Source organism: Thiolinea disciformis DSM 14473, from assembly GCF_000371925.1.
Lineage (GTDB): Bacteria > Pseudomonadota > Gammaproteobacteria > Thiotrichales > Thiotrichaceae > Thiolinea > Thiolinea disciformis.
In genome coordinates this window covers 81,574-107,879 of sequence record NZ_AQVE01000009.1, presented here as the reverse complement: position 1 = coordinate 107,879, position 26,306 = coordinate 81,574, and the positions used below count along the sequence as shown (strand labels likewise).

The 26,306-nt window shown below is 45.6% G+C and carries 30 protein-coding genes and 1 tRNA gene; 8 read left to right on the top strand and 23 right to left on the bottom strand.

Features of this window, described 5'->3' with window-relative positions; genetic code table 11:
- Positions 1 to 21: 21 nt before the first annotated feature.
- From A3IE_RS0109185 to A3IE_RS0109105, 17 genes are all read right to left on the bottom strand, one after another.
- A complete protein-coding gene (locus tag A3IE_RS0109185; protein WP_020395322.1) occupies positions 22 to 666 on the bottom strand; it encodes a hypothetical protein in 645 nt (214 codons plus the stop codon).
- Positions 663 to 1,481 carry a hypothetical protein gene (locus tag A3IE_RS0109180; RefSeq protein ID WP_020395321.1) on the bottom strand — a complete coding sequence of 273 codons (819 nt, stop codon included), beginning with the start codon at positions 1,479 to 1,481 and terminating at the stop codon, positions 663 to 665. The genes A3IE_RS0109185 and A3IE_RS0109180 overlap by 4 nt, the downstream gene beginning before the upstream one ends.
- The gene (locus A3IE_RS0109175; RefSeq protein ID WP_020395320.1) at positions 1,478 to 1,984 is read right to left on the bottom strand and encodes a hypothetical protein; all 507 of its coding nucleotides are present in this window, start codon (positions 1,982 to 1,984) and stop codon (positions 1,478 to 1,480) included. The genes A3IE_RS0109180 and A3IE_RS0109175 overlap by 4 nt, the downstream gene beginning before the upstream one ends.
- On the bottom strand, positions 1,981 to 2,616 hold the full coding sequence (locus A3IE_RS0109170; RefSeq protein WP_020395319.1) for a hypothetical protein: 636 nt from the start codon (positions 2,614 to 2,616) through the stop codon (positions 1,981 to 1,983). The genes A3IE_RS0109175 and A3IE_RS0109170 overlap by 4 nt, the downstream gene beginning before the upstream one ends.
- A 16-nt stretch (positions 2,617 to 2,632) precedes the next feature.
- Positions 2,633 to 3,262, bottom strand: coding sequence for a hypothetical protein (locus tag A3IE_RS0109165; RefSeq protein ID WP_020395318.1), 630 nt, complete (start codon positions 3,260 to 3,262; stop codon positions 2,633 to 2,635).
- Positions 3,263 to 3,390: 128 nt separating this feature from the next.
- Positions 3,391 to 5,592, bottom strand: coding sequence for an SdrD B-like domain-containing protein (locus A3IE_RS0109160; protein WP_020395317.1), 2,202 nt, complete (start codon positions 5,590 to 5,592; stop codon positions 3,391 to 3,393).
- Positions 5,593 to 5,682: 90 nt separating this feature from the next.
- Positions 5,683 to 6,105: a DUF1841 family protein gene (locus A3IE_RS0109155; RefSeq protein WP_020395316.1), complete on the bottom strand. Its 423-nt coding sequence runs from the start codon at positions 6,103 to 6,105 to the stop codon at positions 5,683 to 5,685.
- On the bottom strand, positions 6,105 to 6,737 hold the full coding sequence (gene nth, locus A3IE_RS0109150) for an endonuclease III (protein ID WP_020395315.1): 633 nt from the start codon (positions 6,735 to 6,737) through the stop codon (positions 6,105 to 6,107). The genes A3IE_RS0109155 and nth overlap by 1 nt, the downstream gene beginning before the upstream one ends.
- Positions 6,734 to 7,420: an electron transport complex subunit E gene (locus A3IE_RS0109145; protein ID WP_020395314.1), complete on the bottom strand. Its 687-nt coding sequence runs from the start codon at positions 7,418 to 7,420 to the stop codon at positions 6,734 to 6,736. The genes nth and A3IE_RS0109145 overlap by 4 nt, the downstream gene beginning before the upstream one ends.
- On the bottom strand, positions 7,417 to 8,061 hold the full coding sequence (rsxG, locus tag A3IE_RS0109140; protein WP_020395313.1) for an electron transport complex subunit RsxG: 645 nt from the start codon (positions 8,059 to 8,061) through the stop codon (positions 7,417 to 7,419). The genes A3IE_RS0109145 and rsxG overlap by 4 nt, the downstream gene beginning before the upstream one ends.
- Positions 8,061 to 9,089 (bottom strand): electron transport complex subunit RsxD, encoded by a 1,029-nt coding sequence (gene rsxD / locus A3IE_RS0109135; RefSeq protein ID WP_020395312.1) that lies wholly within the window; start codon positions 9,087 to 9,089, stop codon positions 8,061 to 8,063. The genes rsxG and rsxD overlap by 1 nt, the downstream gene beginning before the upstream one ends.
- The gene (gene rsxC / locus A3IE_RS0109130) at positions 9,086 to 10,678 is read right to left on the bottom strand and encodes an electron transport complex subunit RsxC (RefSeq protein WP_020395311.1); all 1,593 of its coding nucleotides are present in this window, start codon (positions 10,676 to 10,678) and stop codon (positions 9,086 to 9,088) included. The genes rsxD and rsxC overlap by 4 nt, the downstream gene beginning before the upstream one ends.
- The gene (gene rsxB, locus A3IE_RS0109125) at positions 10,675 to 11,256 is read right to left on the bottom strand and encodes an electron transport complex subunit RsxB (RefSeq protein WP_020395310.1); all 582 of its coding nucleotides are present in this window, start codon (positions 11,254 to 11,256) and stop codon (positions 10,675 to 10,677) included. Before rsxB ends, rsxC begins: the two co-directional genes overlap by 4 nt.
- Positions 11,256 to 11,837 carry an electron transport complex subunit RsxA gene (gene rsxA / locus A3IE_RS0109120; protein WP_020395309.1) on the bottom strand — a complete coding sequence of 194 codons (582 nt, stop codon included), beginning with the start codon at positions 11,835 to 11,837 and terminating at the stop codon, positions 11,256 to 11,258. Before rsxA ends, rsxB begins: the two co-directional genes overlap by 1 nt.
- Before the next feature lie 221 nt (positions 11,838 to 12,058).
- Positions 12,059 to 13,051, bottom strand: coding sequence for a 4-hydroxythreonine-4-phosphate dehydrogenase PdxA (pdxA, locus tag A3IE_RS0109115; protein ID WP_020395308.1), 993 nt, complete (start codon positions 13,049 to 13,051; stop codon positions 12,059 to 12,061).
- Between the two features lie 9 nt (positions 13,052 to 13,060).
- Positions 13,061 to 14,077 carry a peptidylprolyl isomerase gene (locus tag A3IE_RS20275; RefSeq protein WP_169333055.1) on the bottom strand — a complete coding sequence of 339 codons (1,017 nt, stop codon included), beginning with the start codon at positions 14,075 to 14,077 and terminating at the stop codon, positions 13,061 to 13,063.
- Complete coding sequence (locus A3IE_RS0109105; RefSeq protein ID WP_169333054.1) at positions 14,070 to 16,220, bottom strand: LPS-assembly protein LptD; 2,151 nt, start codon at positions 16,218 to 16,220, stop codon at positions 14,070 to 14,072. The genes A3IE_RS20275 and A3IE_RS0109105 overlap by 8 nt, the downstream gene beginning before the upstream one ends.
- A gap of 303 nt (positions 16,221 to 16,523) precedes the next feature.
- Here A3IE_RS0109105 and A3IE_RS0109100 point away from each other — a divergent pair, with 303 nt between their 5' ends.
- Together A3IE_RS0109100 and A3IE_RS20270 are read left to right on the top strand one after the other, a co-directional pair.
- A complete protein-coding gene (locus A3IE_RS0109100) occupies positions 16,524 to 16,898 on the top strand; it encodes a hypothetical protein (protein ID WP_020395305.1) in 375 nt (124 codons plus the stop codon).
- A 139-nt stretch (positions 16,899 to 17,037) separates the two neighbouring features.
- Positions 17,038 to 17,856 carry a DUF2189 domain-containing protein gene (locus A3IE_RS20270; RefSeq protein ID WP_020395304.1) on the top strand — a complete coding sequence of 273 codons (819 nt, stop codon included), beginning with the start codon at positions 17,038 to 17,040 and terminating at the stop codon, positions 17,854 to 17,856.
- Between the two features lie 71 nt (positions 17,857 to 17,927).
- On the opposite strand, the gene A3IE_RS0109090 is transcribed toward A3IE_RS20270, so the two are convergent.
- From A3IE_RS0109090 to smpB, 3 genes are all read right to left on the bottom strand, one after another.
- Positions 17,928 to 18,003, bottom strand: a tRNA-Thr gene (locus tag A3IE_RS0109090).
- Positions 18,004 to 18,051: 48 nt separating this feature from the next.
- Positions 18,052 to 18,804 (bottom strand): RNA methyltransferase, encoded by a 753-nt coding sequence (locus tag A3IE_RS0109085; protein ID WP_020395303.1) that lies wholly within the window; start codon positions 18,802 to 18,804, stop codon positions 18,052 to 18,054.
- On the bottom strand, positions 18,804 to 19,280 hold the full coding sequence (smpB, locus tag A3IE_RS0109080; RefSeq protein ID WP_020395302.1) for an SsrA-binding protein SmpB: 477 nt from the start codon (positions 19,278 to 19,280) through the stop codon (positions 18,804 to 18,806). Before smpB ends, A3IE_RS0109085 begins: the two co-directional genes overlap by 1 nt.
- 99 nt (positions 19,281 to 19,379) lie before the next feature.
- On the opposite strand from smpB, the gene A3IE_RS0109075 reads away from it, so the two are divergent.
- Positions 19,380 to 19,823 carry a type II toxin-antitoxin system RatA family toxin gene (locus A3IE_RS0109075; RefSeq protein ID WP_020395301.1) on the top strand — a complete coding sequence of 148 codons (444 nt, stop codon included), beginning with the start codon at positions 19,380 to 19,382 and terminating at the stop codon, positions 19,821 to 19,823.
- Positions 19,804 to 20,133, top strand: a complete 330-nt coding sequence (locus tag A3IE_RS0109070; RefSeq protein ID WP_020395300.1) for an RnfH family protein — start codon at positions 19,804 to 19,806, stop codon at positions 20,131 to 20,133. Before A3IE_RS0109075 ends, A3IE_RS0109070 begins: the two co-directional genes overlap by 20 nt.
- A gap of 31 nt (positions 20,134 to 20,164) precedes the next feature.
- Here the strand turns inward: A3IE_RS0109070 and A3IE_RS0109065 are convergent, their stop codons facing one another.
- Positions 20,165 to 20,467 carry an outer membrane protein assembly factor BamE gene (locus A3IE_RS0109065; RefSeq protein ID WP_020395299.1) on the bottom strand — a complete coding sequence of 101 codons (303 nt, stop codon included), beginning with the start codon at positions 20,465 to 20,467 and terminating at the stop codon, positions 20,165 to 20,167.
- 84 nt (positions 20,468 to 20,551) lie between these two features.
- Between A3IE_RS0109065 and fur the strand changes: the two genes are divergently transcribed.
- The 4 genes from fur (at position 20,552) to hemE (ending at position 22,937) form a co-directional block, all read left to right on the top strand.
- Positions 20,552 to 20,959 carry a ferric iron uptake transcriptional regulator gene (gene fur / locus A3IE_RS0109060; protein ID WP_020395298.1) on the top strand — a complete coding sequence of 136 codons (408 nt, stop codon included), beginning with the start codon at positions 20,552 to 20,554 and terminating at the stop codon, positions 20,957 to 20,959.
- Positions 20,960 to 21,089: 130 nt separating this feature from the next.
- Positions 21,090 to 21,305 (top strand): 30S ribosomal protein S21, encoded by a 216-nt coding sequence (gene rpsU, locus A3IE_RS0109055; RefSeq protein ID WP_020395297.1) that lies wholly within the window; start codon positions 21,090 to 21,092, stop codon positions 21,303 to 21,305.
- Between the two features lie 63 nt (positions 21,306 to 21,368).
- Positions 21,369 to 21,815, top strand: a complete 447-nt coding sequence (locus A3IE_RS0109050; RefSeq protein ID WP_020395296.1) for a GatB/YqeY domain-containing protein — start codon at positions 21,369 to 21,371, stop codon at positions 21,813 to 21,815.
- A gap of 57 nt (positions 21,816 to 21,872) precedes the next feature.
- Positions 21,873 to 22,937, top strand: a complete 1,065-nt coding sequence (hemE, locus tag A3IE_RS0109045; RefSeq protein ID WP_020395295.1) for a uroporphyrinogen decarboxylase — start codon at positions 21,873 to 21,875, stop codon at positions 22,935 to 22,937.
- Here hemE and A3IE_RS0109040 read toward each other — a convergent pair.
- Entirely contained in the window at positions 22,934 to 23,548 is a 615-nt protein-coding gene (locus A3IE_RS0109040) for a hypothetical protein (RefSeq protein WP_020395294.1), read from the bottom strand. The genes hemE and A3IE_RS0109040 overlap by 4 nt on opposite strands.
- Positions 23,548 to 26,184 carry a penicillin-binding protein 1A gene (locus A3IE_RS20265; protein WP_020395293.1) on the bottom strand — a complete coding sequence of 879 codons (2,637 nt, stop codon included), beginning with the start codon at positions 26,182 to 26,184 and terminating at the stop codon, positions 23,548 to 23,550. Before A3IE_RS20265 ends, A3IE_RS0109040 begins: the two co-directional genes overlap by 1 nt.
- Between the last annotated feature and the right edge of the window lie 122 nt (positions 26,185 to 26,306).

Genomic DNA, 26,306 nt, shown 5'->3' with positions numbered 1-26,306 from the left:
GTAAAACAAAGCGCTTGGTAGCTAAGGAGCGCTAGCCGTGAATAATAATTGCCCCTGATAAGTACCCGCAGTGAGCGGGGTGTTATTGGTGTAGGTAAAGGTCCAGGTAGCGCTTTGGTTAGTGACTAGTCCAGCAAAACTATTCCCTACAACATTAACAGAGGTTCCTGCGCCACTATCAGGTACGAGCGGAGCAGGAAGGCTGCTATTATTAGAGCTAATATTGATTCGTGAAAAGGGAATGGTATGAGAACCATTCGCCAAAGGCGTATTAACACTGGCTCTTAGGCTAACCGTACCTGCATTGCTACGTATTTCGACTGGTAAAGCAGCACTTCCTGTAGTGGTCAAGGTCGGCGCTGTATTATTCCAGTTAACTGCTTGATTACTTCCATTGCTGGGCGTGATAGCCCCGGCTGGGATGGTATAATTGGCGTTGAAGCTAACAGTACTCACTGTACTGCTAGCAGTCGGATAAGCACTATTGCCAAGGCGGAAAAAAATAAATTTGCCCATATTGATTTGAAAATCAAGGCTAGCACTGGTAGTGAGTGATGCGCCCGAGTTATTAGCAGGAGCAGAGACTGTTGTAGTTTCAGCCAGTAGGCTCTGGGTATACAGTACACTACCTAAAAATAAAACGGTGGAAATATAACGCCATTTCATTTGAACGTTGCATTTAGTTTGAAACTGCCCTTATCCCAATCTAAATTGCCCTTGCTGCTGATTGGATAGTGAATGGGGGGGGCTTTACCATTTTGCTCGCCTAATGGCAACAACGCTAAAGATCGGGTTTGCTTAGGTAAAATCGGTGTACCTTCTGGCGATAATTGCAAGGGACGGCCTACTGCATCAATAGCCTCTAGTGTGCCTTCTAAACGTCCGTGAGCATCGCCCGAATTAGTAACAGTGACGACGGGGAGGCGTTGGCCTTTAATAGTTTTGACACTAATCTGACCTATTTTGAGTTCAGGTTCTGCGCCGTTAATAGACAGGTAAACGGCCACTGCAATACGTCCTGTCACCGGTAAACTCAGGTTTGCACCCGCGCTTTGTAATAAGGTGCGATGTGCAGGTTCTACGCCTTCAATGGCTATCATAAAGCGGCATTCAGTGCGGGGAACGTCGGCTGGAATATCGACTTGGAAGCGGAAATTATTTTTACCCTTGGCTGGTATTTTAATTAAACCACGTTCTAAGGTGACCCATTCACGGCAACTGTCTGGTAATAACTCATCATAATAAGTAATACGGCCATCTTCGGAATAAGTCCAATCCATGGTTCGGATGGCTATTTCGTTAGCATCGCGACCAATATTTTGAATCTCTAGTGATTGGCCGATACGTTGTCCACTTTTCGCGGTTAATTCAAATCGTGAGGGCGCCGTGGCAATCTCAAAGCCGGCAGCAGTACTGAGTTGGGTAAAGCTGGTTAATACAAAGCCCATTAGAGCACACAACAGTTTTTTATTATTTTTCATGGTAGTACTTCTATTTCAAAATAAGCTTCAAAGCCAAACGCTTGGTTGTCACCTAAACGTATTTGATCCAATTGCACCGTCCATTGCAGATCAAAACTTTCTTCTACCCACGGCTCTTGAATCATGCCAGACCATACTAATTGACGTTCGCCAGCGTGCGCTGAACCAGCTGTAAATTCTTTACGTGCTTGCCATTCAACCGTTACCCCTGTCTTTGAAACTAATCCTGGAATGACAGGCGGAATGACATAATAAATACGTACACTTTTGCCAAGGTAGGCGGTAGTCGCTAAACGGTAATCCACTCTGCCAAATTTAATAATTGCTTGTTTTGCATCAAAACTTTCACTCAGTAATTTGCCGCTCTCACTGAGGACTAATACCGCTTCGACATTAGCACGAGGCGATGCGGAGTCATCTAAACGCTCGTAAATCGCGGCTTGAGCCGAATAGCTTAGTAGCAAGAATAGCCCTAGAAGGGTGCGGATAATGGTTCGGATCATGGCATCGCCGTCGTGAAGGTTACACGTCCTTTATATTGACCCGCAGGATAAAGGGTTGAGTTTGAATAGGAAAAGACCAGCGCCTGAGCCGTTTGAAAACTGGCGCCACTAAAAGAAAAGATAAATAGCGTTTGCGTTGAGCCATTAAACGTACCATTCTGAATATCGTAAGTCTCATAAGGACTAGTAGCGTGATGGTAGGCGATCCAACTAATCGTGTTAAAAGGGATAATCGTACTGCCACAGCCGCTTCCACTCACACACGTCAAACCAGCGGAGGAGCTTACTTGTAGATTGAGACCGATAGCACGACTAGTATCGGTTGAACGCACAGCCGCACGCACGACTACATCAACCCCATTCGCGATGACTGGACTGAGGGTCGTGCTGGTATTAGGTACACCCGTAGTAGCACTAGGACTGGGTGCGAGATTGGCATTTTGTACATCAAAAACGACGGTATCGACCGCACTGGTATTCGACCCCACACGGAGCGTTAGTGAACGTACGGGTGCTGAACTAAACCAAGTGAATACAGCATTGGCATCGGAGAGGGGAAAAACACTAAGCGATGCTAAAGCGACTATCTTTAGCCAAAAAGCATTGGAAAAATCACAGATAGTCGCTCGCATAACACCTCACTAATGCTTATAAAGCTGACGCTGTATAAGTGGTTGTTTGTTTATGTTCACCCGCTTGGGCAGTCGCTAAAGCAGATCCTAAAATCGAATAAGTCCACGTGCCTGTTGCTAAGGTGTTCTTAGTCAATGTGGTTGCAGGACCTGCACACGAAGTATCTGTACCAGGATGCGCTAAAGTGCCTGTGCTACTGACTTTGACATCAGCAGACGTTAAGCCGTTAGTAGCAACGAACATCGTATTCGCTACGGTTGCACAGCTTAGGCTACCGCCACTGGCATTGGTCCAAGCATAAGCTGTTAAGGTTTGCCCAGCAGTATTGGTGAAACTTGGCGCTACAGCGCCACTAGAATCTCCCCAGGTTGAGGCTAGGCTATTACCCGTCGTTAAGGTAGTCGGCGCACTGGCCACACTACCGGCCGCTGTAAAAGCCAGATTGTCTACTGTGGAGCCTTCTGTACCTACTCTTAACAGAATAAGTTTGGGTACAGTCACGGTTACTTGCACTTTCGCGGTTGCTGTTACACCGCCTACGCCGGTACCTTGATAACCATAAGTACTTTCTGCAAAACTTTGTCCAGCAGCACTTAATACACAAGCAGCAGTAAATAAACCTAAAATTTTTGACACTGATTTCATGGTTCTTGACCTTATTGTTTTTTATTGTTTGGGTTTGTAAGTTTTATATTGATCTTGGGTGTGTATCAATAGTTGTAGTTTACATGGGTTTAGTTGCTATAGAATATAATTTTGTTCAATCACTCCGACTAATGGCTAATGTTTTGGGTGGCAATATCTTGGGTGACACGGCCTCGTAATGGCACGCTGAGCTTGATCTGCTGAGATTCCTTGAGACCCCAAGGTAAAGGAAGGCTATTGAGGTTCAAACTTAACTCATGCTTGCCGGTGGCTACTCGATTAAAGGTATAATTTCCAAGGTTATCGGTGGTGGTCTGATAATTGCCATCTAACGTGACTTCAACGCCACCTAAACCGACTTCATCAGCTTGTTGCTTACCGTCCTTATTAGCATCTGCGAAAACTTTGCCAGCGATTACGCCACTACCGGCTAAACCCTTGCCACCTAGGCGCTGATAGGGTTTGCCTATAGTGTCTTCCCAGATTAGATAAATGCCGCCTATTAGGTCACGGCTACGGCTGACTAAGGGCTTATTATCGAGTGGATTAGTGGCTTCTACTTTGGCTTCATTAGCACTTATCGATGCACCAATTTTCCAACTACGATTTAGGGTTTTTTCTGTCGATATGCCACCGGATAAGCCTTGGCTGGTGGACAAATTACCATGGCGCGAGCTATACCGTAGGTTGGCAGCTAAATTCCAATCTGGATTGATCCAATGCCGCATGGTGACACCAGCCGTTGGGTACACTTGGGTATCTTTTTCACTGCGATCATGCGCTACCCCTAAAGTAGTTGTCAGCTCAGGGCGCATGGTTTCATATTGCTCGCGAATCCAATTTTGTTGCCACTGAATTTCTTCGCCAGTAGAGGCTTTTGCATTGGTAGCTAAGAGATCATTACGTTTTAGAGCTAGATTCAAACGTGCGTTACCCCAAGGTTTAAGCGGAGCTTCGTAATAGATATTCGCATTTAAAGCCCGTGAGCCGGTATTATTTGCGGCATCCGTTTTTTGCTGTGAGAGACGGGCATAGCCACCCATATATTTATTATGCGTTAACTGATAACGCGCATTGGCATCCAGTCCAAGATGTTGACTGGTATCTTGATCGGCTTGGCTGTGATTATCCTCTTGTAGATCAATGCCTCCCGAGGCTTGCCAGCGTACTTGTTGGCGATCAACACGCCAATACGCGCCGCGTTTACCCGAAGCGATGGTATTAGACCCATAGCGTAAGTCGGGATCAACTTGATAAGCACCAAACTCATGGCGGTATTTACCTTTTTTCACTGATACTTCAGCGAAAATACCTTGTGATCGGTCGGTATGATCTGTTTGCTGGTAATCAGTTTTACTTTGTAGCCAGGTTACACGCGCGCGTTTAGTATCGCCGTCTATAATGTAGTCATTCGAGGCGTAGTCGATAGTGGCAGCCAGCGTATGAATATTAGCTAACGAACGCTGCGCATTGATTAGCTCTGTGATGGGCAAGTCACGTGCTTGGCTGGTTTGAACCCCAATAACCCACTGGTCATTGATGGCTTTGGAGTAGCCAAGCCACGCAAAATCACCTTCTTGCGCATCATAGGCCGGATAAGGGCCTCCGACTAAACGGCTACGCTTTCCATATCCAGCACGTAAATCGAATTTCTGGCCTTTAACTTTGGTACTAATGCCGCGTACCGATTCGCTATTCAAAGCAACTCGGCCACTACGAGTAAAAGCTGTGGTAATGGAGCTAGATTGATCACCTAAAGTGGTGTCAGCACTGATGGTTTCAGTGAGGGCGAGTGCTTCATTGCGCAGCGTAATCCGTTCATGATTATCTTGATAAGCTTGAGCACTGGATGGGTTTGCTGCGTCTTGAGTGCGGCCATCAAACTGAAGTACTACATCGCCATAGTCGCGTGTTTCGGTACGATATTCGCCGTGCACGCCCGCTTCCGTGAATTGATAGGCATCAGTGACAGAATTGCTACTTTTAAAGAAATTGACGCGACTTTCTAAGGTATAACTACTTTGACCCTCAGGCTCTGCTTGTGATTTTGCATCTTCTGCTTCGAAGCTTAATAACTCTAACGGCTGCATAAATTTATCTTTATAAGCAGGCGGTTTTTCGGCGATGAGTTTTTTTAAGCGCTCTTGTTCTGCTTCGAAAGCGTCTAAAGCCTCTATTTGAACACTCACCGTTTCATTTTGAATAACTTGTTCTTTGGGGCTTGTGTTTTCAGCCCATACCGGTAAAGCCAGCGCTAGGCTAGGTAGTGACACTAAAGCTGCTAAAGCTGCTAAAGCTTGTTGTTGGCCTCCGAATCTCTTAACACGCATAAACGTGCACCACTTATATTTTTAATTAATTATTATTAGTGCTTATTTAGCAATAAGTTTTACAACTTTTAGGTGAGCTGTCAAACTAAGTTAAGGCAATAAATTCATTAGTTTTTGCAAATAGCGCTGCTCATCTGGCATGGTATTATCGCGTTGTGCTTGCCAAATGCTTTCTGCTAAGCATTCCATCATTTCGTGTTCAGTCGTGTGTAAGTCTTTCAAAGTTAAAAGTTTCTGATAAATGGCACGAATACCCGTAGGACGATCAGTGGCAATTTGCTCACGTAGTCCTAAATGTAAGCCAAGGTGCAAAAAAGGATTGGTTTCCCCCATTTCTGGCAAAAAATTACGCCCTACACTGCGTTCTTGGGTAATAAAGGCTTGGTATTCAGGGTGTTCACTAATCACTTGTGCAATTTGTTGCTCTAAGGCATCCATGGGCTGATTAGTTTGTTTTTTCTGCCAGCACTGCTGATAGTAGCGGCGTAAACTGTCACGATCATTACCAAACATTAAAGCGTTTTCCCTTTGAAGTCACAAAGATCAGCAATTAAGCATTCTGGGCATTTAGGCTTGCGCGCTACACAGGTATAACGTCCATGCAAAATCAACCAGTGGTGCGCATCCAGTACATACGCTTTTGGAATATGACGCAATAAACCTTGTTCGACTTCCAAGACATTTTTCCCTGAAGCTAAACCTGTGCGATTGGCGACCCGAAAAATGTGCGTATCAACTGCCATAGTGGGTTGATGAAAGGCTGTATTCAAGACGACATTAGCAGTTTTGCGCCCAACGCCGGGCAAAGCCTCCAAGGCACTGCGTTCCTGTGGCACTTCACCCTGATGTTTTTCTAAGAGTAAGTGGCAGGTGGCGAGAATATGTTTGGCCTTACTATTATACAAACCGATGGTCTGAATATATTGTTTTAAGCCTAACTCACCTAAATCTAAAATCGCTTGCGGCGTATTCGCAACGGGAAATAATTTAGCCGTGGCGAGATTCACACTTTTATCAGTGGCTTGTGCCGAGAGAATCACAGCGATTAATAATTCAAACGTAGACTGGTAGTGTAATTCAGTACGCGGCTCAGGATTGGCTTCTTTTAAGCGCCGGAATATTTCCGCACGTTTGGCTCGATTCATGTGCTTTCACTAAGCTTGGCGGACTGTAATCTGGCAGTGTTGCGTTCAGCACGTTTTTGGTCAATATAGTTTTTGCCAGCGACCAAAAAACCTAAGCCGATAAAAGCTCCAGGAGGTAAAGCAGCTAATAACAGGCCTTGGTAGTCACTACCGAAAGAAATGGTAAGACCCCGTGCAGACTCCCCAAACATTAAATGGGCATCGGCAAACAACGTGCCTTTGGCCAGCAATTCCCGTATGCCACCCAGTGTCATCAGCACTAACATAAAGCCTGTGCCCATCATCAAACCATCAAACCACGCATATTGCGGCGGGTTTTTTGAGGCAAATGCTTCGGCGCGACCAATGACAATGCAGTTAGTCACAATGAGCGGAATGAAAATGCCCAAAACGAGGTAAAGTTCGTGGAAATAAGCTTGAATCAAGAGCTGAATCGCGGTAACCGTCGAGGCAATAATCAGCACAAAGACCGGAATACGAATTTCTTCGCGAATGAAATCACGTGATAAAGCAATGATCAAATTGGTGATGGTGAGTGAGAGTAGGGTCGCTAAACCTAAGCCTAAGCCATTCATAACATTGGTGGTGACCGCCATCATGGGGCACAAGCCTAATAATTGTACCAGCCCTGGATTATTGTTCCATAAGCCATCAGTCAGCATAGCGCGATAATTACTGCTCATCGGGTCTCCTGCGCAGGCATTTCATATAGACGATTCGCATGTTGCTGTTGCCATTGTAAAACGCGCTTTACGGCGCCAACAACGGCGCGCGGTGTAATGGTTGCACCGGTAAATTGATCAAATTCACCGCCATCTTTTTTAACTGCCCATTTTTCCTCGCTAGGGCTAGTTAGCGATTTATGGGTGAAGCTAAAAATCCATGAACCTCGCTCTGCTTCAATTTTATCACCTAAGCCGGGGGTTTCTTTGTGCGCCAAAATGCGCACACCGGCTAAAGTTTGATCGGCATTTACCCCTACTACCATGCGAATATCGCCACTATAGCCATTGGGTGCAGTAGTGATGAATAAAGCAGCTACTGGCTGCTGTTGTTTACGTGCGCGGTAGACTACCACCGGTTGGGAGCTTCCTAATGCCGCAGCAGGCAAACTAACACTATCGGCAATCGGATCATTATCATAGCGCTCAGGCGCGACCAAGGTGTTTATCTGCTGCAATAAGGCAAGGTGCTCATTAGCAGTAATGCGGGGCGCCGTCAGTGCATGAATACCGGCTAGCAGGCTGGTACCCGTTAATGCGAAGGCTGTTAATAATAAAGCAGGTTTACTAAGGTCTTGCAGTGAGAGTTTATTGAGCGACATCAACGCTTGCCTCGCTTGCCGTAAACCCGAGGCTGTGTATATTGATCCAGTAAAGGTGCGGTCATATTCATGAATAACACTGCAAAGGCTACACCATCGGGATAACTGCCCCAGGTGCGAATTACCCACACTAGACCTCCAATGCCAGCCGCATAAATCAATTTGCCACGGAGGGTGGTGGAGGCTGTGACCGGATCGGTTGCAATAAAAAATGCACCTAACATGGTCGCACCCGAGAATAAATGAAAGGCGGGGGAGGGATACTGATTCGGATTGATCAACCAAAAAATGCCAGCCAGTACTGCTATGGCGCCCAACATAGCACTCGGAATATGCCAGCTAATCACGCGTTTATAGATTAGCCAGAGTCCACCTAGCAGATAAGCGAGATTCACTACAGCAATCGGAGGGCTGCCGAGTCCATTAAAAGGAGGCTGTTGGAAGATCTCAGCCAAGGTTTTACCCAAGCCCAGATTGACCTTGGCATGATCCAACGGGGTAGCTTGCGTATACGCATCCCAACGGGGGATGGGGCTCGCGAATACTGATTGCAACGCTTGGATGAAGTCAATGTTGCCAAAGCCAGACTGCAGGGGGGCAGGCCAGAGCGTCATTTGCAAGGGGAAGGATACCAAGACAGCGGCATAACCTACCATTGCCGGATTAAAAGGGTTGTAACCCAAACCGCCGTATAAATGTTTGGCAATAATCACGGCGAACAACATGGCCACCAGTATTAACCACCACGGCGCATAAGGTGGTAAAGCGAGTGCTAATAACCAAGCAGTTACCGTAATGCTTAAATCTTGCAAGGCCGGAGAAATAGGTCGCTGGCGTAATTTTAAGAAACTGGCTTCCAGCCCAAGTGCAAAAATCAGGCTTAGCAGTAGATTACTTACCAAGCCCCAGCCAAAGAAATACAACACCACTAAGGTAGCGGGCACCAATGCGTAGATCACTTGTAGCATCAGTTGGCTCAGGTGATTGGTGCCAGTAATGAAGGTGGAGGTACGTGCACCAAAAATCATGCGGGTTTGTCCTCTGACACGGAAGGCGCGGGGGATTTTTTAGCTTTAACGCGATCTAAAGCCGCTTGAATCGCTACTTTTTTGCTATCCACTTCGCTGCTAGGCGCTGTGGGTTCTTGGCTGGCTTTTTTATGCTGTGCCAATTTTTCGGCTTTTTCGCGCTTTAAACGTTCCAAACGCTCTTGACGAAACTCATGACGGGCTCGTGCCAATTCAGCTTTTTCCTGAGTTTCACGCTGCTTTAGCACTTCACCTTTCGCAAAACGATAATAATCCACTAAAGGAATATGGCTTGGGCAAACATAGGAGCAGCAACCACATTCAATACAATCAAATAAATGGTGGTGTTCTAACGCATCCAAATGGCGCGCGCGCGCGTGCCAGTAAAGTTGCTGCGGTAATAAACTCACCGGGCAAACATCGGCGCATTTGCCGCAACGAATACAGGGCAGAGCGGGTGGTGGTTGGATAGCCGCTTCGACCAAAATGCAATTGGTGGCTTTCACTACGGGCAAAGTGTCATTGGCTAAATTTATCCCCATCATAGGGCCACCCATGACCAATGCCGGTTGATGCTGCGTATAACCCCCCGCCGCCGCGATGAGGTGTTTGATTGGCATACCCAAGGGCACTTCAACGTTCTGTGGCGCTTTGATACCAGAACCAGTGATAGTGACATAACGTGAAATCAAGGGTTCGCCTAGTACAACGGCGCGATAAATGGCGCGTGTGGTCGCTACATTGTGACAGAGAATACCGACATTTAGGGGGCGTTGACCACTAGGAACTTCTCTGCCAGTTAAAATATGAATCAGTTGTTTTTCGCCGCCGCTGGGATAAATAGTTGGAATAGCGACCACTTGAATGCGTGAATCTTGGCTATGCGCCAACGTCTGCTGCATGGCTTGTAGTGCTTCGGGTTTATTATCCTCAATGCCAATGAGGCAATGTAAACCCTTGGGGTCTGTATGTTCATGAAAAATATGCAGAATAATTTGAATGCCTGCGATGATTTCCTGTGCTTTTTCACGCATCAGCATATCATCGCAAGTAATATACGGCTCACACTCTGCGCCATTAATAATCAAAGTGTGTAAAGCTGTGCCTTGGGTTTCCAACTTAAGTGCTGCCGGAAACACCGCGCCTCCCAAGCCGACAATACCGGCACCGCAAATACGTTGGCGTAAGCGTTCTGCGGTGTAATCCGTATAATTGGCGAGAGGCTCTAAACGCTCTGGTGTCCAAGTATCTAAACCGTCCGGTTTGAGAATAATACAGGTATCGTTTAAACCGGATAAGTGTGGAATCGGGCGCGGTTCAATCGCAATAATTTGCCCTGAGGTGCTAGCATGGATGGGTAAACTGCTATAGCCCTTGGCTTTGGCCAATGCTTGGCCTTTATAAACGTTATTCCCCACTTTAACGACAGGTTCGGGATAAAAGCGTGCATGTTGCAATAAAGGAATAACTAATTCTGGCAGGTTTGCTGCCGATAAGCATTGCACCGGCTGTTGTGTAGAGATGGTCTTGTGCTCAGGTAAATGTAAGCCACCATGATTACGCCAAAGCTTGTTTGTTAAAGTGCTCATGCAGCCTCCGATTCAGGCTTAGGCGCATGTTGTATTTGCAGCGTATCACTGGGATAAGGCCATTTCCATTGCGTGGGTTTGCTATGGGCGGGAATCATGTCAATGCAATCAACAGGGCAAGGTGGCAGGCACAATTTGCAACCCGTACATTCTGCAGTAATAACCGTGTGCATATGTTTTGATGCACCCACAATCGCATCCACTGGACAAGCTTGGATGCATAAGGTGCAGCCAATACAGTTATATTCATCAATAATAGCCACTAGCGGTGTAGCCGGTGTTGTACCGTTTTCACTATTGAGTGGTTTGGGTTCAACCCCCATTAATTCGGCTAACGCTTGAATGGTGGTTTCACCGCCAGGTGGGCATTGATTAATATCCGCCTCACCTTTTGCAATAGCTTCTGCATAAGGACGACAGCCGGGGAAGGTACACTGTCCGCATTGGGTTTGTGGTAAGAGTTTATCGATCTTGTCGGCCAGTGGATCGCCTTCAACATGGTATTTTTTGGCGGCAAAACCAAGCAATAAGCCAAATCCGAGCGCTAATCCAGCCACCACCAATAAAGCGCTTAACATTATTGTTTGACCAAGCCAGAGAATCCCATAAAAGCTAAGGCCATCAAACCAGCGGTAATCAAGCCAATCGGATTGCCTTTAAAGGCGGCTGGGACATCGGCGACAGCCACACGTTCACGAATGGAGGCGAATAAAATGAGTACAAACGTAAAACCTAGTGCGGCACCCATGCCATACAAAGCCGACTCAATAAAGCTATGTGATTTTTGAATGTTAAGAAGTGCCACGCCTAAAACCGCACAATTTGTAGTGATTAGCGGTAGATAAATCCCTAGCACATTATATAGAACAGGGCTATTTTTCCGCACAGCCATTTCCGTAAAGCCCACAATAGCAGCAATTACCAGAATGAGGCTAAGGGTGCGTAAATATTCCAAACCAAACGGTAATAAAAGATAGCTATCTACAAGATAGCTCGCGATGGACGAAAGGGTCATGACAAAAGTGGTCGCGAAACCCATACCCAAAGCCGTTTCGAGTTTGCGAGAGACTCCCATAAACGGGCATAGTCCCAAAAACTGTGCTAGGACAAAGTTATTTACCAATATTGTGCCAACCAGAATTAGCAAATAGTCGGTCATGTCCACCCAACCTCATCGACTTTCGAACGCGAAAGCCTACTGAAAATGTTAAAACTGCACAATGATTATTGCCAATGCAATCTATCCAAATTGGTGCAATGCAAAAAAATTCGTGGATTTCTAAAAAAGCTTGAATTATGATGGATTGTGAAGCGTTTCAAAGCGCTTCACAATCCTCCTAGCGGTTGGGTGCTCTTGTTTTAGAGCACCCTTTTTTATGTCTACTGCTTTTGACGAGCTAGTGTTAAGGCTAATTGAATGGCTGTTTGTAAGCTGCCCGTGTCAGCGCGCCCTGTACCAGCTAAATCGAGTGCAGTGCCATGATCGACTGAAGTGCGAATAATTGGCAAACCGAGGGTAATATTCACCGCATTACCAAATCCTGCGTATTTCAAAACTGGCAAGCCTTGATCATGGTACATCACCAAAACGGCATCGGCTTGTTCTAATAAACGCGGTGTGAATAACGTATCCGCAGGCAATGGTCCCGTGAGGTTTAAACCTTCTTGCTGTAATTGGCGTACGGTAGGGATAATGGTATCCAACTCTTCACGCCCTAAATGGCCGCCTTCACCAGCATGAGGGTTTAGGCCGCTCACTAAAATACGTGGATTTGCTAAGCCAAATTTGCTTTTCAAATCGTGATCCAAAATACGCAGCACATCGCGCAGCAGTTTCGGCGTAATCGCTTGGCTCACTTTAGCAAGGGGTAGATGGGTGGTTGCCAACGCAACCCTTAATTTGCCAGCCGCTAATAACATGACAGGCAGCGGCGCATCAGTAAGTTGTGCCAAATATTCGGTGTGTCCGGTAAAAGGCACACCGGCATCATTGATGATACCTTTGTGTAAAGGGGCGGTAACCATACCGACGAACTCGCCGCTTTGGCAGCCACTAACCGCTCGTTGGAGTAGCTCCAGCACATAAGCTGCATTGCGCGTGTCTAAAGTACCAGGGATGCAAGGGACAGGGCAGCTTATGGGGAGGACAAATAATTCGCCCGGCTGGCAAGCACGCTTTTGTTGGTCTGGTTCGTAAGGTCGTAAACGAATGTTTAAATTCAATAAACGAGCACGGGCGCGCAAAACATCGGGGTCGCCGATGGCAATAATATCGCCGGCCCAATGAATCTGACTGGCCAACATCAGCGTTAAATCAGGGCCAATACCAGCAGGCTCGCCGGTGGTTAAAGCCAACCGTAAGCGTCGTTTCATGAGTATCCTTTATTGCAAGGGCAAATTGGGTTTTGCGACTGGAATCCGATAGTCAATATAAGCTTTGCCGCGTAGATTTTGTAGCCATGCACGATATTGTTCTTCAGCTTTGCGATCACCGATGTAATCCGCTGCTTTTTGGCGTAATGCGTCGTCTTGTACAGCAGGCGACTTATTGGTTTGGCGCTCGACAAGGCGTAGCACGTGAAAGCCTGCCGCATCGCGCATCACGTTAGACACTTGGCCCGGCTTCATGAGTGCCAGTGCGCGCGTAAAAGCAGGCGGTAGATTTTCTGCGGCTTGCCAACCTAAGTCACCGCCTTGGGCGGCTGCATTATTATCAGAGAATTCGCGTGCCAGTGCGGCAAAATCTTCACCTTTTGCTACACGCTGACGAATTTGTTCAGCACTTTGGCGTGCGGCATTGGCTTGTTGCGGCGAGGCATTCTGCGGTGTAGCAATCAAAATATGCTGCAAATGATAGCGTTCACCCGCAGTGAGCTTATTGCTTTGGCTACTGATTAAGTCTTCTACTTCACGTTCAGAAACCTTCACTTTTCCACCGACTTGCTGGTTGCGCAAACCATCAATCAAGAGTTTGCGGCGGGTTTGCTCACGAAACATCGCATAATTAATGCCTTGGCTTTCTACCGCTTTTTTGAAGGTGGCTAGATTCATTTTGTTATTTGCCGCAATCTTAGTCATCGCGGCATCTAGCCTATTATCGTCGACTTGTAAGCCGTTTTCCTTCGCAAATTGCACCTGTAAACGTTCCATAATCAAGCTATCGACGGCGGTTTGCATGAGTTCTTGTTGCGGTAGTTTGCTAGCGGCAGGATCACTGGCCTTTAAAAAACGCATTTTTTGCTGGATTTCGCTTTGCAAAATCACATCTTTATTGACCACTACGGCAATACTATCCAGCATTTCAGCTTGGGTAGGTATGAGTGCATTGAGACCGAGTGTCGTGGCCAACAGCAGAACCGCTGCCATCTTTTTACGGGTGCTTAAACTTGTTTTATTCATAACCATAAATTCGATTTTCCAAAAGATTGCGTGTGCCACTGCCGAAATTGCCCAAGCCTTTTAGCTCAAATTCGACAAAAAACGCATTATCATAAGTTTCATTATCAGATAGCAAATAGCGGCGTGATGCAAGACGGCTTTTCCAACAACAGCTCTGGTATTCTAAACCACCTAAACTCTCTAGCGAACGTCCGGTTTGTAAATCGCGTTCATAAGCACCAACGACTTTCCAGTGCTGTGAAACAGGGGCTGCAAAGGAGACATGAGCGGCTTCATAATCACCTTTACGTTGCCCATACCCGAGATTCAAGAGGCGTTGTTTGGGATCGTGATAATTAAGCCGCAATTGGCTGGCACTAATTTCATCACTACCCGTATCCAGAAAGGCCGTGCCACTTAAACGTGTTAGGGCATTCAATTCACCGGCTATTTCCATCACCACTTCGGAGTTTGTCCCGCTGGATGGCGTTTCGCTTGGCAACGTCACTTTGCGCGCATCGAAGTAATGAATTTGACCAATACTGGCTCTAAAAATTTCACGTCCCTTGCTAGGAAGTTGCAGGCGTGTGGTGAGCGAAGCGGATAAGCGATTAGCATCCGCAATCCGATCTTTACCCGAAAATAGACGATCACTGAATAATTGACTGTAATTGAAGGTGCGTTTCGCCGTGTCAAAAATAGGGATGTCACTTTGATCTTTAAACGGGGTAAACGTGTAATATAAGCGCGGCTCTAAGGTTTGGAGACGTTGACCTTTAAAAACATCGCGTTCAAAGAAAAGGCCACTATCCAGTGAGGCGGTGGGCAAACTACGCGATAAATGGGTTTTCTCGCCTTCAGAGAGTTGGTAATGCGTGTGCTCAACGCTCAGTGCAGGTGTTACATAACTATAGCTATTCCCAAAACGCTTTTTTAAACCCGCTTGTACATCCATACGCTGCCCATTCGTAGCTTTAGTTTTAGTGAAATAAGTGTATTCACCGGAAGCATAAAGCTTTAACTGATTTTCTTCCGTTTCATGCGCATAACTAAAGGCTAATTGAGGCAGTCGAGCATAGACTTCTGTGCTGTTATCAAGGATTTGATAATCTTGAACTAAACCGGATACAGTCCAATCTTCTTGGGTTTTTACATAGCTTAGGGTGCGCTCCAAATTGACTGTGCTACTAGCGGCGAGCGAGCTGCCGAGATCATTAAAATAATCAGAATCGGACACGCCACTGGCTTGTAACTTTAAGTCACCATCGGCTATGTGGCTTTGATGGTCAATGCGAAACAAAGAGCGTGTTTCGTCTTGGTAGCGCCGATCATGGGGTAGAATTTCATAATCGAGACTTCCTTGATGGCCTTCAAATAAATAACGGAAAGCCGCATCTGTTTTTAAACCACGTTCTGATAATAAATTACCAGTTAAGGTCAGGTCATAATTGGGCGCGAGATTCCAATAATAAGGCAGGCTAACACGAATGCCACTTTTCTCATCACTACCAAAATTCGGCGTCAGAAAGCCAGATTGGCGTTTGTCGCTCAAAGGAAAACTAAAATAGGGTAGGTAAGCAATCGCCTGTTGGTGGAGGGATAACTTAACTTGACGTGCCACCCCTTTATCGGTGGCGCGATCCAGTTCTAAGCTTTTTGCTTCTAATTGCCAAGTCGTATTGCCAAGTGGGCAAGTGGTATAAGTTGCATCACTTAAGCGTGTCAGCGTTTTACTGGCTTGTACAAACGTTTTGCTAGTTCCCCGACCTTGTGCATCATTAAGTAAATAGGCAACCTCGCTTAATTGGCCTATACCAGTTTGAAAATTGTAGTGCAGGGCTTGGCTATCCACTTGTGCTGTATCAGTTTGAAGATGCACGCCTTCTTCGGCTGTGATGTCTCCGGTCTGTTTATTAAATGTCGCACGTCCTGCATAAATATGTTGATTTTGTTGTGATAAATAAACCTGTCCCTGTAATTCTGAACGCCCCTTCTCACGGAATAAAGCCTGATCCGCCTCCAGATAAACTGCCATTTTATCTAAACCTTCGGGGCGCAGAATAGGACGCTTGGGTGTGCTGGGAGCTGCACAGACTGGCCAATCCTTATTAGCCGCCAATAAGCTGGGACTGGTTAAAGATAGGCCAATTGTTAGCCATCCCATCTGCCTAAAACGCATCATTATCCTTTTAAGATGTTTGTTGGATAGATCGTAACATTGCATAGGGTATAAAGGCAGTTAAGCTTAGTCTCTTAAGCTTTAAATATTTTTTAGAGTTTGAAAAACTTAATATTTTTACCTAATAGGTCAAGGAAAAGCGTTTAAAAATACATCAGGATACGATTTTACAAATCGTAACGTTTTGTGTAGTCTTTGATCTATTTCTTACTAGGTATGGTTGCATTATAACGTTAGGAGCTTCCGCAAACCCTCCTTCAATGATTGCTTTGGACAAATCCATTCAGTATGACCGATTCTATTATTAAAAAGCGTGGTCGCCCTAAAGGTGCTATATCCGCTAGTCTTGCCGAAGTGCGAAGTCGAGCCGCCGAGGATTTGCGTCAGCAAAAACTCAGCTACGAGACCCGTATTCTTGAACTTAAGGCTAGTTTAGAAGAGTGCAAGTCACGTTATAGTGCAGAAATTCAACAACTCAAGCTCGATCTGGATCTGTCTCGGCGGCGTGAGCAGAATTATCAACAAGCGTTAAGTGAACGTTTAAATGAAATGGTCGCTTATTTGCAGGAAAGCTTGATTAATTGGGGTAAGGCTGAGCTCGAAGAGGCGCAGATCGACAAGCGAAAACGCGGGCGGCCTCGAAAGACCATTAAAGCAAAATAAGCGCCTTGAAGGCGCTTTACTTTTTATAGCGTATTCGATTTGAAATAATGCGGGTTTCGTTTGAGTTATCTCGATATTCCGTGGATACTAGAAGTGCAGGAGTAAATTAGACGTTGTTACTTAAACGAGGAGTCGGTTGATGAGCGAGCCCTATAATAGTAAGCACGTGATTGATGCAAAAGCGCCGAGTACCAGTTTGTTGTTTGGCGGTGCGCCGGTGAATGTAGTAAATCCCAGTTATGTATCGAAATGGCTCAGGCAAGGTTGGCAAGATTTCAAGCATAGCCCCATGCACAGCCTAGTTTATGGTTTTATCTTTGCCATTATTGGCATTTTTCTTGAGCGTCTTAGCGATATTAGCCCCAGTTTTAGACTGTCTGCAGTCGCAGGCTTCCTCTTATTAGGCCCGTTTCTGAGCTTAGGTTTGTACGATATTAGCCGCCAGATTGAAAAGGGGCAGCCGGTTAGTTTATTTGAGTCGGCCTTGGCCATTAAACACAATATGTTTGCTTTAATCCTTTATGCCTTGGCTTTAAGTGCGGTTATGTTTGTTTGGATTCGCGTCAGTGTCGTGGTGATGGGTATTTTTTTTAATCAAGCTAATCTAGCGGGTCTTTCGTCGTTTGAATTGACCATGACCATTGCTAAGTTAGCAGGTGGCCCTGCGTATTTATTGGTGTTTTTTGCCACGGGTTTTTTGTTTGCCTTGGGTGCTTTTGTCAGTGGCGTAGTGACTGTGCCCCTCATGCTAGATCGTAAAGCTGATATCGTAACAGCAGTCAATACCAGTATCCGTGCATGTTTGAAAAATCCGAAAACCATGGCGTTGTGGGCAATGACGGTTGCAGTATTGATTGGCCTTGGGATTTTTACTTATTACTTGGGGCTTATTGTGGCTGCACCTGTGGTGGCACAGGCCAGTTGGCACGTTTATCGTGATTTAGTGGCGAATGCGTAATAAAGCATAACACCTAGCATGTTGAGATAGTGGAAATAAAAAAGGCTGCAATAAATGCAGCCTTTTAAATGTGGTGCCGGCACTCGGAATCGAACTGAGGACCTACTGATTACAAGTCAGTTGCTCTACCAGCTGAGCTATACCGGCGTTGAAGTCGCGCATTTTATGCAAACTCTTCTCGCTTGGCAAGTATTTTTAAGCATCTCGTGGCTGAAATTTTCTACCTTGAAACGAAGCCAACATGCCACGCAGCATACTCACCTCATTTTCGGTCATAGCAGCACGTCCAAAGAGTCGGCGCATACGGCGCATGAGCAAGCGTGGATGCTCAGGGTCAAGATAGCGTGTTTCGATGAGGGTGTTTTCCAAATGCTCAAAAAAGTCTTCTAGCGCTTCGTGAGTGGCAGGTAATTCCTGTTCTGCACCTAGTGGTGGGATTTGCGGATGAGTTTGTAAAACGGCCATCCGGCATTCGTAACACAGTAATTGAATGGCCGCGGCAATATTAAGCGAGAAAAAGTCAAAGGCCATCGGGATATGTACCAAAGCATGGCAATGCTCTAGTTCGCTATTAGTTAAACCTGTACGTTCGCGCCCAAATACCAGTGCCACTTTTTGTGACGTTAAACGTTCAGCGACATGTACTCCCCCTTCGCGCGCATTCATTTGTGGCCAAGGCAGACTACGCTCAGAACGGGCGCTGGTCGCCATTACATAATGGCAATCGACCAAGGCTTCACGTAGGTTATCGCAAATCCGTGCATTATCCAGAATATCATCCGCACCTGAGGCTAGTGCTTTGGTTTCGGGAGAGTTAAAACGATTGGGCAGAACGAGGCGCAAATCTTTTACGCCCATGGTTTTCATGGCTCGTGCAGCCGAACCTATATTGCCCGGATGCGAGGTGTGTACCATGACGATACACAAATTATCCAAGCGCTCAGTCATTACTTTTTCATCACTCGCGATTTTTCACGATTCCAATCGCGCTCTTTTTCAGTCGCACGTTTATCGTGTGTTTGCTTACCCTTACCTAAGCCAATTTCAATTTTGACGCGATTATTTTTCCAATACATAGCCGTAGGGACAACAGTATAACCTTTGCGATCTACCGCACTGCCTAAGCGAGCTATTTGATAGTCGTGTAAGAGTAATTTTCGGGTGCGTTTCGATTCGGGAATAATATGGGTGGAGGCCGAAATCAGTGGCGTAATCAAGGCATTAAATAAAAATGCTTCGCCCTGTTGCAGCATGACGAAACTATCGCGTAATTGCACACGCCCTTCACGAATACTTTTGACTTCCCAACCTTGTAAGACTACACCAGCCTCATAGGTATCTTCGATGGAATATTCGTAGCGAGCATTTTTATTGAGTGCTATGGTTTTACTACCAGACGCTGCTTTTTTGTTTGTTTTTGCCATATGGGTTTCTATCAATGCAAGATTCAGATGATGATAGCGTGTTCTGGGCGTAATATGAATTAGCTGAGTTGGCCGACAGGTCGAGATAAAGGAAATTGTATGCCGCATATCGTTCGTAGCGCACTGGTGCCTTATTCTGCTGAAAAGATGTATGCCTTGGTGGATAATATTCTGGACTACCCTAATTTTTTGCCTTGGTGTCGCCATACAGTAGAATTAGCACGCAGCGAAACGGAGGTAACGGCCAGTATTGAGGTGGCTAAAGGTGGTTTTGATAAAAGCTTTACTACACTCAATCGCGTTATTCCTAATCGTACTATCGAAATGACCTTAGTGGATGGGCCGTTCAAGAAATTACACGGTCAGTGGAGTTTTCAAGCGCTTGGTGACCAAGCGAGTAAAGTGTTATTAGATATTGAGTTTGAATTTTCTAATAAGCTCACGGGAATGGTGATGGGGCCAGTGTTTAATCAAGCGATTGATTCTTTGGTGGATTCTTTTGTAGCACGTGCACAAGATGTTTATGGAAAAGCAGCCGTCTGAATCGATTTCTATTGAAGTGGTTTATCCCTTGCCACAGGAACAAATTTTATGGCAAGTTCAGGTCGCGCCTAACACGACTGTGCGTGAAGCGATTCAAGCCAGTGGTATATTAAGTCGTTATTCTGAACTGGAGCTGGAAAAATTGAGTGTCGGTATTTTTGGCAAAGTAACCCAGTTAGATACGGTAGTGCGGGTAAAAGATCGGATTGAAATTTATCGCCCCTTATTAGCTGATCCGAAAGAGGTACGTAAACGACGTGCGGCAGAGGGTAAGCAAATGAAAAAAGGTTCAGGTGGCGAAGAAAAATAAGCCCTTTTGAAGAAAGGGCTTAGCTTGATAGTTAGTCGCGGCGAATCTCCGTTACTGTACCAGCATCACTAAACAGAATAGTTACGCCACTACGTTTAGGCGTGCCGCTACCGGGTTTTAAATAAAAGATATAATCCCAGCGATTTTGCCGAAAATCGTCAGCTAATAAAGGTGTACCTAAAATATCCTGCACTTCTGTGCGGCTCATGCCACGTTGAACTTTAGCGAGTTGCTCCTCGGCCAAATAATTACCTTGTTGGATATCCATACGGTAAATACCACAACTGGTCAGCAAGAGGGCTGCGAGTGAAACTGAAAGAATAGTTTTGATCATGATAAGCTTTATCTAAGTTGTTCAGTATATGTTAGTAATGCTGTGTGGCTGCCATAATAGACCATTCAGAATGGAGAGTGCAGGGTGGAAGAGCAAGATATTAAACGCGCTGGTCTGAAAATTACTCAGCCACGCCTAAAAATCCTCGATTTATTAGAACATTCGACGGATCGCCATCTCAGCGCAGAAGATATTTATCGCACGCTGTTGGCAAACGGTGAAGAGGTCGGATTGGCAACCGTGTATCGGGTTTTGACGCAATTTGAGGCGGCAGGATTAATTAACCGCCACCATTTTGAAGGTGGGCAGGCAGTGTTTGAAATTGCGTCAGAGGATCATCATGATCACATGGTGTGTTTACGCACTGGTAAGGTCGTGGAATTTTGCGATGAGTTGATTGAAAAGCGCCAAGGGGAAATTGCCGAGCAACATGGGTTTAAGATTAGCGGTCACTCATTAATTTTATACGGCGAATTTATTGAAACATCGTAAAAAAATCAGTGTCGCTTTTACATTTGGCGCTAGAGCGCGTATAATTACGCGTTTACTAAAATGCACCACCTCGTGGTGATACCTATGGATTCATTTTAAACGATTCTAACTGATTGAGATTATTGAAAATATGCCAAGTGTACGAGTAAGAGATACAGAGCCTTTTGAAATTGCGGTACGTCGTTTTAAGCGTACTTGTGAAAAAGCAGGTGTGGTGGCTGAAGTTCGCGCGCGCGAGTTCTATGAAAAACCAACCTCTATCCGTAAGCGTAAACGTGCTGCTGCGGTTAAACGCAATTTAAAGCGTATCTCTCGTGATTTGAACCGTCGCGTCAGAATGTATTAATCGGAGTAGTACTGTAATTGTTGGATTGCAGTCAACTCGGTTCACTTGGTTTAGGAAAATAAAATGAGCTTAAAAACAGAACTCACCGAAGCCATGAAAACTGCCATGCGCGCCCACGATAAGGCGCGTCTGGGTGTCATTCGTCTGATGTTGGCCGCACTGAAGCAGCAGGAAGTCGACACCCGTACTGAGTTAGACGATACAACCATCTTGGCGATTTTGGACAAAATGGTAAAACAGCGCCGTGAGTCTATCCGCCAATACACCGACGGTGGTCGTGCTGATTTAGCCGCCGCTGAACAGTCCGAAATTGACATTATCCAAGAATATTTGCCGCAAGCTTTGACTGAGGCCGAGTTAAATGTCTTAGTGCAACAGGCAATTGCTGAAACGGGTGCTAGTTCTGCTAAAGATATGGGCAAGGTCATGGCATGGGTAAAACCCAAGGCGCAAGGCCGTGCTGATATGAGTAAAGTAAGTAGTTTGATTAAAGCTGGATTAGGCAGCTAAGCCAGTCTTCCTTTTTGAGCCACAAGCTGGTGTGCTCAGTCTTTTTGGAGTGTATACATGGTTGCTACGCCGCTAAAGAATGATCGTTTTTTGCGTGCCTTATTAAAGCAAGCTGTTGATACCACTCCTATTTGGATTATGCGTCAAGCCGGGCGTTATTTGCCTGAATATCGCGCCACTCGCCAACAAGCAGGCAGTTTTATGGATTTGTGTCGCAATCCAGAGCTTGCTTGCGAAGTTACTTTGCAGCCTTTAGAACGTTTTGATTTAGACGCCGCCATTCTATTTTCTGATATTTTAACCGTTCCCGATGCCATGGGTTTGGGCTTGTATTTTTCAGAGGGTGAAGGGCCACGTTTTGAACGGCCTGTACAAACGAGAGCAGCTATTGAAGCCTTGCCTATTCCTGATCCTGAAGACGAATTGCGTTATGTCATGGATGCAGTGCGCACAATTCGCGCAGCACTCAATGGCCGAGTGCCCTTAATTGGTTTCTCGGGTAGTCCTTGGACTTTGGCTACTTATATGGTGGAAGGTAGCTCCAGCAAAGAATTTGCTAAAATTAAAGGCATGATGTATAGCGATCCTGCCACTTTACATTTACTTTTGGATAAATTAGCAAGTAGCGTCACCGCCTATTTGAATGCGCAAATTGCAGCAGGCGCGCAGGCAGTAATGATTTTCGATACTTGGGGCGGTAGTTTAACACCGACTACTTATCGTGAATTTTCCTTAGCGTATATGCAGCGTATTGTTGAAGGCTTAACGCGTCAGTACGAAGGTCAAACTATTCCGGTCATTTTATTTACTAAAGGCGGGGCACAATGGCTGGAAAGCATGGCAGCAACGGGCTGTGATGGCTTAGGCTTAGACTGGACGATTAATATTGCCGAGGCTTATGCGCGTGTTGGTCAACAAGTGGCTTTGCAGGGCAATATGGATCCTTGTGTACTCTATGCCACACCTGAGGCCATTCGAGCGCAGGTAAAGCAAATTGTCACTGATTTTGGGCAGCCAAGCGGGCATGTATTCAATTTAGGACACGGCATCCACCAACACATTAGACCCGAGAATGTGAAGGTATTAGTTGATGCGGTACATGAGTTTGGCCGTAAGGCCTAAGGCGTATTCTCCTCAGGCTGTTCTAGTAATTCTTTAAGCTTGCGATAATCAGCGCGCTTCAACGCTTTGCCGGTTTGTGGATTTAAAGTGGCGTGTGCATCGCGCCCATCATCTGGGAAGATCATTAATTCTACTTCAACATTATCGACGAAAAAGCGTAATAAAGGGTAATACTCCTGCTTTTTTCCGGAGCGCAATTTACGTTCATGTGTTTGAAACGGAATATTCTGATCCTCTAAAAAGAACATCACATCTTCAGCTCGATTGGCTTGTAGATACAGCGTCACAGGCGAATGCGGCCCGCTGGTACCCTCTAAAGCCGAGCCTGTAAGGTAAGGTTGAAACTCGTTCAGAAAATCCAATGCTTCCAGAGCGATTTGTCGATGTTGGCGTAGGCGGTTTCGTTGTTCGACAGGATCGACTAAACGCACATATTCTTGCAGAGCCGTTTCGATCTCGTCATTACTGGGTTGTTGACCGGCTTGATTTGCACCGAGTCGTTCAGCAGCTTTTAGCTTAGCCAGTCGATAATCGCGATAGCCTTCATCAAAAATTAAGCGTGCTGTCTCATCCGCGACTAGCTGACGGATATTTTTTTCATTAAAGCTCATTAGAAAATTTGCTCAGGGATTTCAACAACCTCTTTACGAATGACGCGCGGGGCTGCTGGTGTGGCGCGGTTCGCGTTTTCCGCTGGGTCATTGCCGCGTGTATCCGTAAATTCAAAACGGGGTGTCGTTTTCTTGGGCGCAATCACATCGTTTTTAGGCGGCAAGGCTTTACCTTCTTCTACTATAGTGGTGGTTTGGTCGTTAGCTAAGGAACCAGTGATAGCATCTACTTTAACCGTTTGCAACACAGGCGGCTCTACCCACGGTCTTTCGGGTACATCTTTGAGTACATTTTGCATTAAGCGTGTCCACATAGGGACTGCTAATCGACCTGAGGTTTCGCCATTGCCTAAACGTGACATATCATCAAAACCAGACCACGCTACCGCCACATAGTCAGGGCTAAAACCACAAAACCACGTGTCGCGCTCGTCATTCGTTGTACCGGTTTTTCCAGCAATATCGTCTCGCTTTAAAGCTCTGCCCGCATGAGAAGCCGTACCGATGCGAATGACATCTTTCATGACATCCACAATTTGAAAATGGGTGTGTGAATCCATAATGCGTTGGGCTGCTGGCACTTGCGGTTCGTTGGTCTGAGTCGGAGGCTCGGTTTCACTTGGCTTTTTGGCATTAATAATATTATCAGGTTGCTTGGTTACACCAGCCGCCCCTTGCACGCCGCTTTCCTGCTCTTGGGCGATACGCAAAGGGCAGGTATCGACATTATCGCCACAAACACGTTTAGTAAACGGCATCGCATCGTAAATGATTTTGCCCGTATTATCTTGGATTTTAGTAATGAAATTTGGCTCAATTTTAAAACCACCATTCGCGAAGGTCGCATAAGCGGTAGCCATTTGTAAGGGATTCGTCATGGCAGTCCCCAACGCCAAGGTTAGGTTTTGGGGCAAATCCTTTTCAGGAAAACCAAAGCGTCGAGCATAAGTAGTCGTATAAGGAACGCCAATTTCTTTAATAAGACGCACAGACACTAAATTACGTGACTTTGTCAGTGCCTCGCGTAAGGTCGTTGGGCCAATATACTTGCCGCCAAAATTTTTCGGTTCCCACGTTTTACCATCCTCCGTAATAATTGTGATAGGTGCATCATTGACAATCGAGTCAGGGGTATAGCCTTTAGAAATGGCGGCTGAGTATAAAAAGGGTTTAAAGCTTGAGCCAGGTTGGCGAATGGCTTGGGTGGCACGATTAAACTTAGTATATTCAAAATCATAGCCGCCCATGACGGCTCGTAAAGCGCCATTTTTCGGATCCATTAAAATCAACGCGCCGCCCACTTTAGGAATTTGGCTAAATTGCCATTCGGAATTTGTGATGGGAGCTTTGGTAGTGCTTGTTTTCGTCTCAGGTGTTTCCAAGGGTTTGGCTGGGCGCACACGAATGACATCACCCACTTTTAAGACATCACTTACACGCTTAGGCGCAGGGCCGCGCTTATCTGACTCAATAAAAGCACGCGCCCACGCCACATCGGCCAAATGAAAGCTGGTAGCCTGTTCATTTAATAACAACACATCCGCGCGCTCATTACCGGTTTTTAAAACAACAGCAGCCTGTAAATCACCTACTGGCTGATAAGTCGAAAGCTTGTCTAATAAATCATCGCGCTCTTTAAAGTCCGCCAAATTCAAACGCTCTTCTGGGCCACGATACCCATGACGCTGATCATATTCATCAAGGGTTTGACGTAAGGCGTTTACTGCATAGCTTTGTAAATTTGAATCGAGGGTCGTATAAACATGCAAACCTTGGGTGTAGACTTTTTCATCATATTGTTCAAATAAAGTGCGACGCACCATTTCCGCCATATAAGGTGCATAAACTTGAATATCAGGGGCATGTACGGTAGCGGTATTAGGTTCACGCACGGCCTTTGAATAATCTTGCTGAGTAATAAAACCTAATTCTTGCATTCGCTTTAAAATATAATCGCGCCGAATCATAGAGCGTGATTCATTCGCAATAGGATTATAGCGTGAAGGTGCTTTCGGTAATCCAGCCAGCATAGCCATTTGTGCCAGCGTCAAATCTTCTAAATGGTCTTTGCCATAATAAGTCTCTGCGGCGGCGGCAATACCATAAGCCCGATTGCCTAAATAAATCTTATTTAGATAAAGTTCTAATATTTCTTGTTTAGTAAGTTTTTGTTCAATACGTAAGGCTAATAATACCTCACGTAATTTACGTTGAATGGTTTTGTCATTGTCTAAAAAGGCATTACGTGCTAATTGCATAGTAATGGTACTGGCACCTTGGGAAGCTGAGCCGGTGGATACGACACTTTTCAAGGCACGAAAAACACCAACAATATCAATTCCTGCATGGTCGTAATAACGCGAATCCTCTATGGCAATAAAGGCTTGGCGTAATTTCTCAGGAATTTCATTGAGGGTCACAGGACGGCTGCGCTGGCTGCCAAACTCAGCAATCAGCTTATTATCTCTTGAATAAATACGTAATGGAATCTGTATTTCCATCTGCCTTAATAATTGTGGGTCAGGTAATTGTGGAGTGAGATATAGGTAAATACCTGTAAGGCCTAATAGGGCAAACATCATTAAGGTGAATAAGCTACTAAACAGAGCTGAGATGAGCTTTAAAAGCAAGCGCATAAGAATCAAGCCAACCTGAGTTTTTATAAGTTATATATGGTTGTTAAGGCAAAATAAGCCTAAAAAATAAGGTGATTGTTGTTTTTATCTGAGGTCGTTAAAGTCGGTCTTGAGCTTCCCCG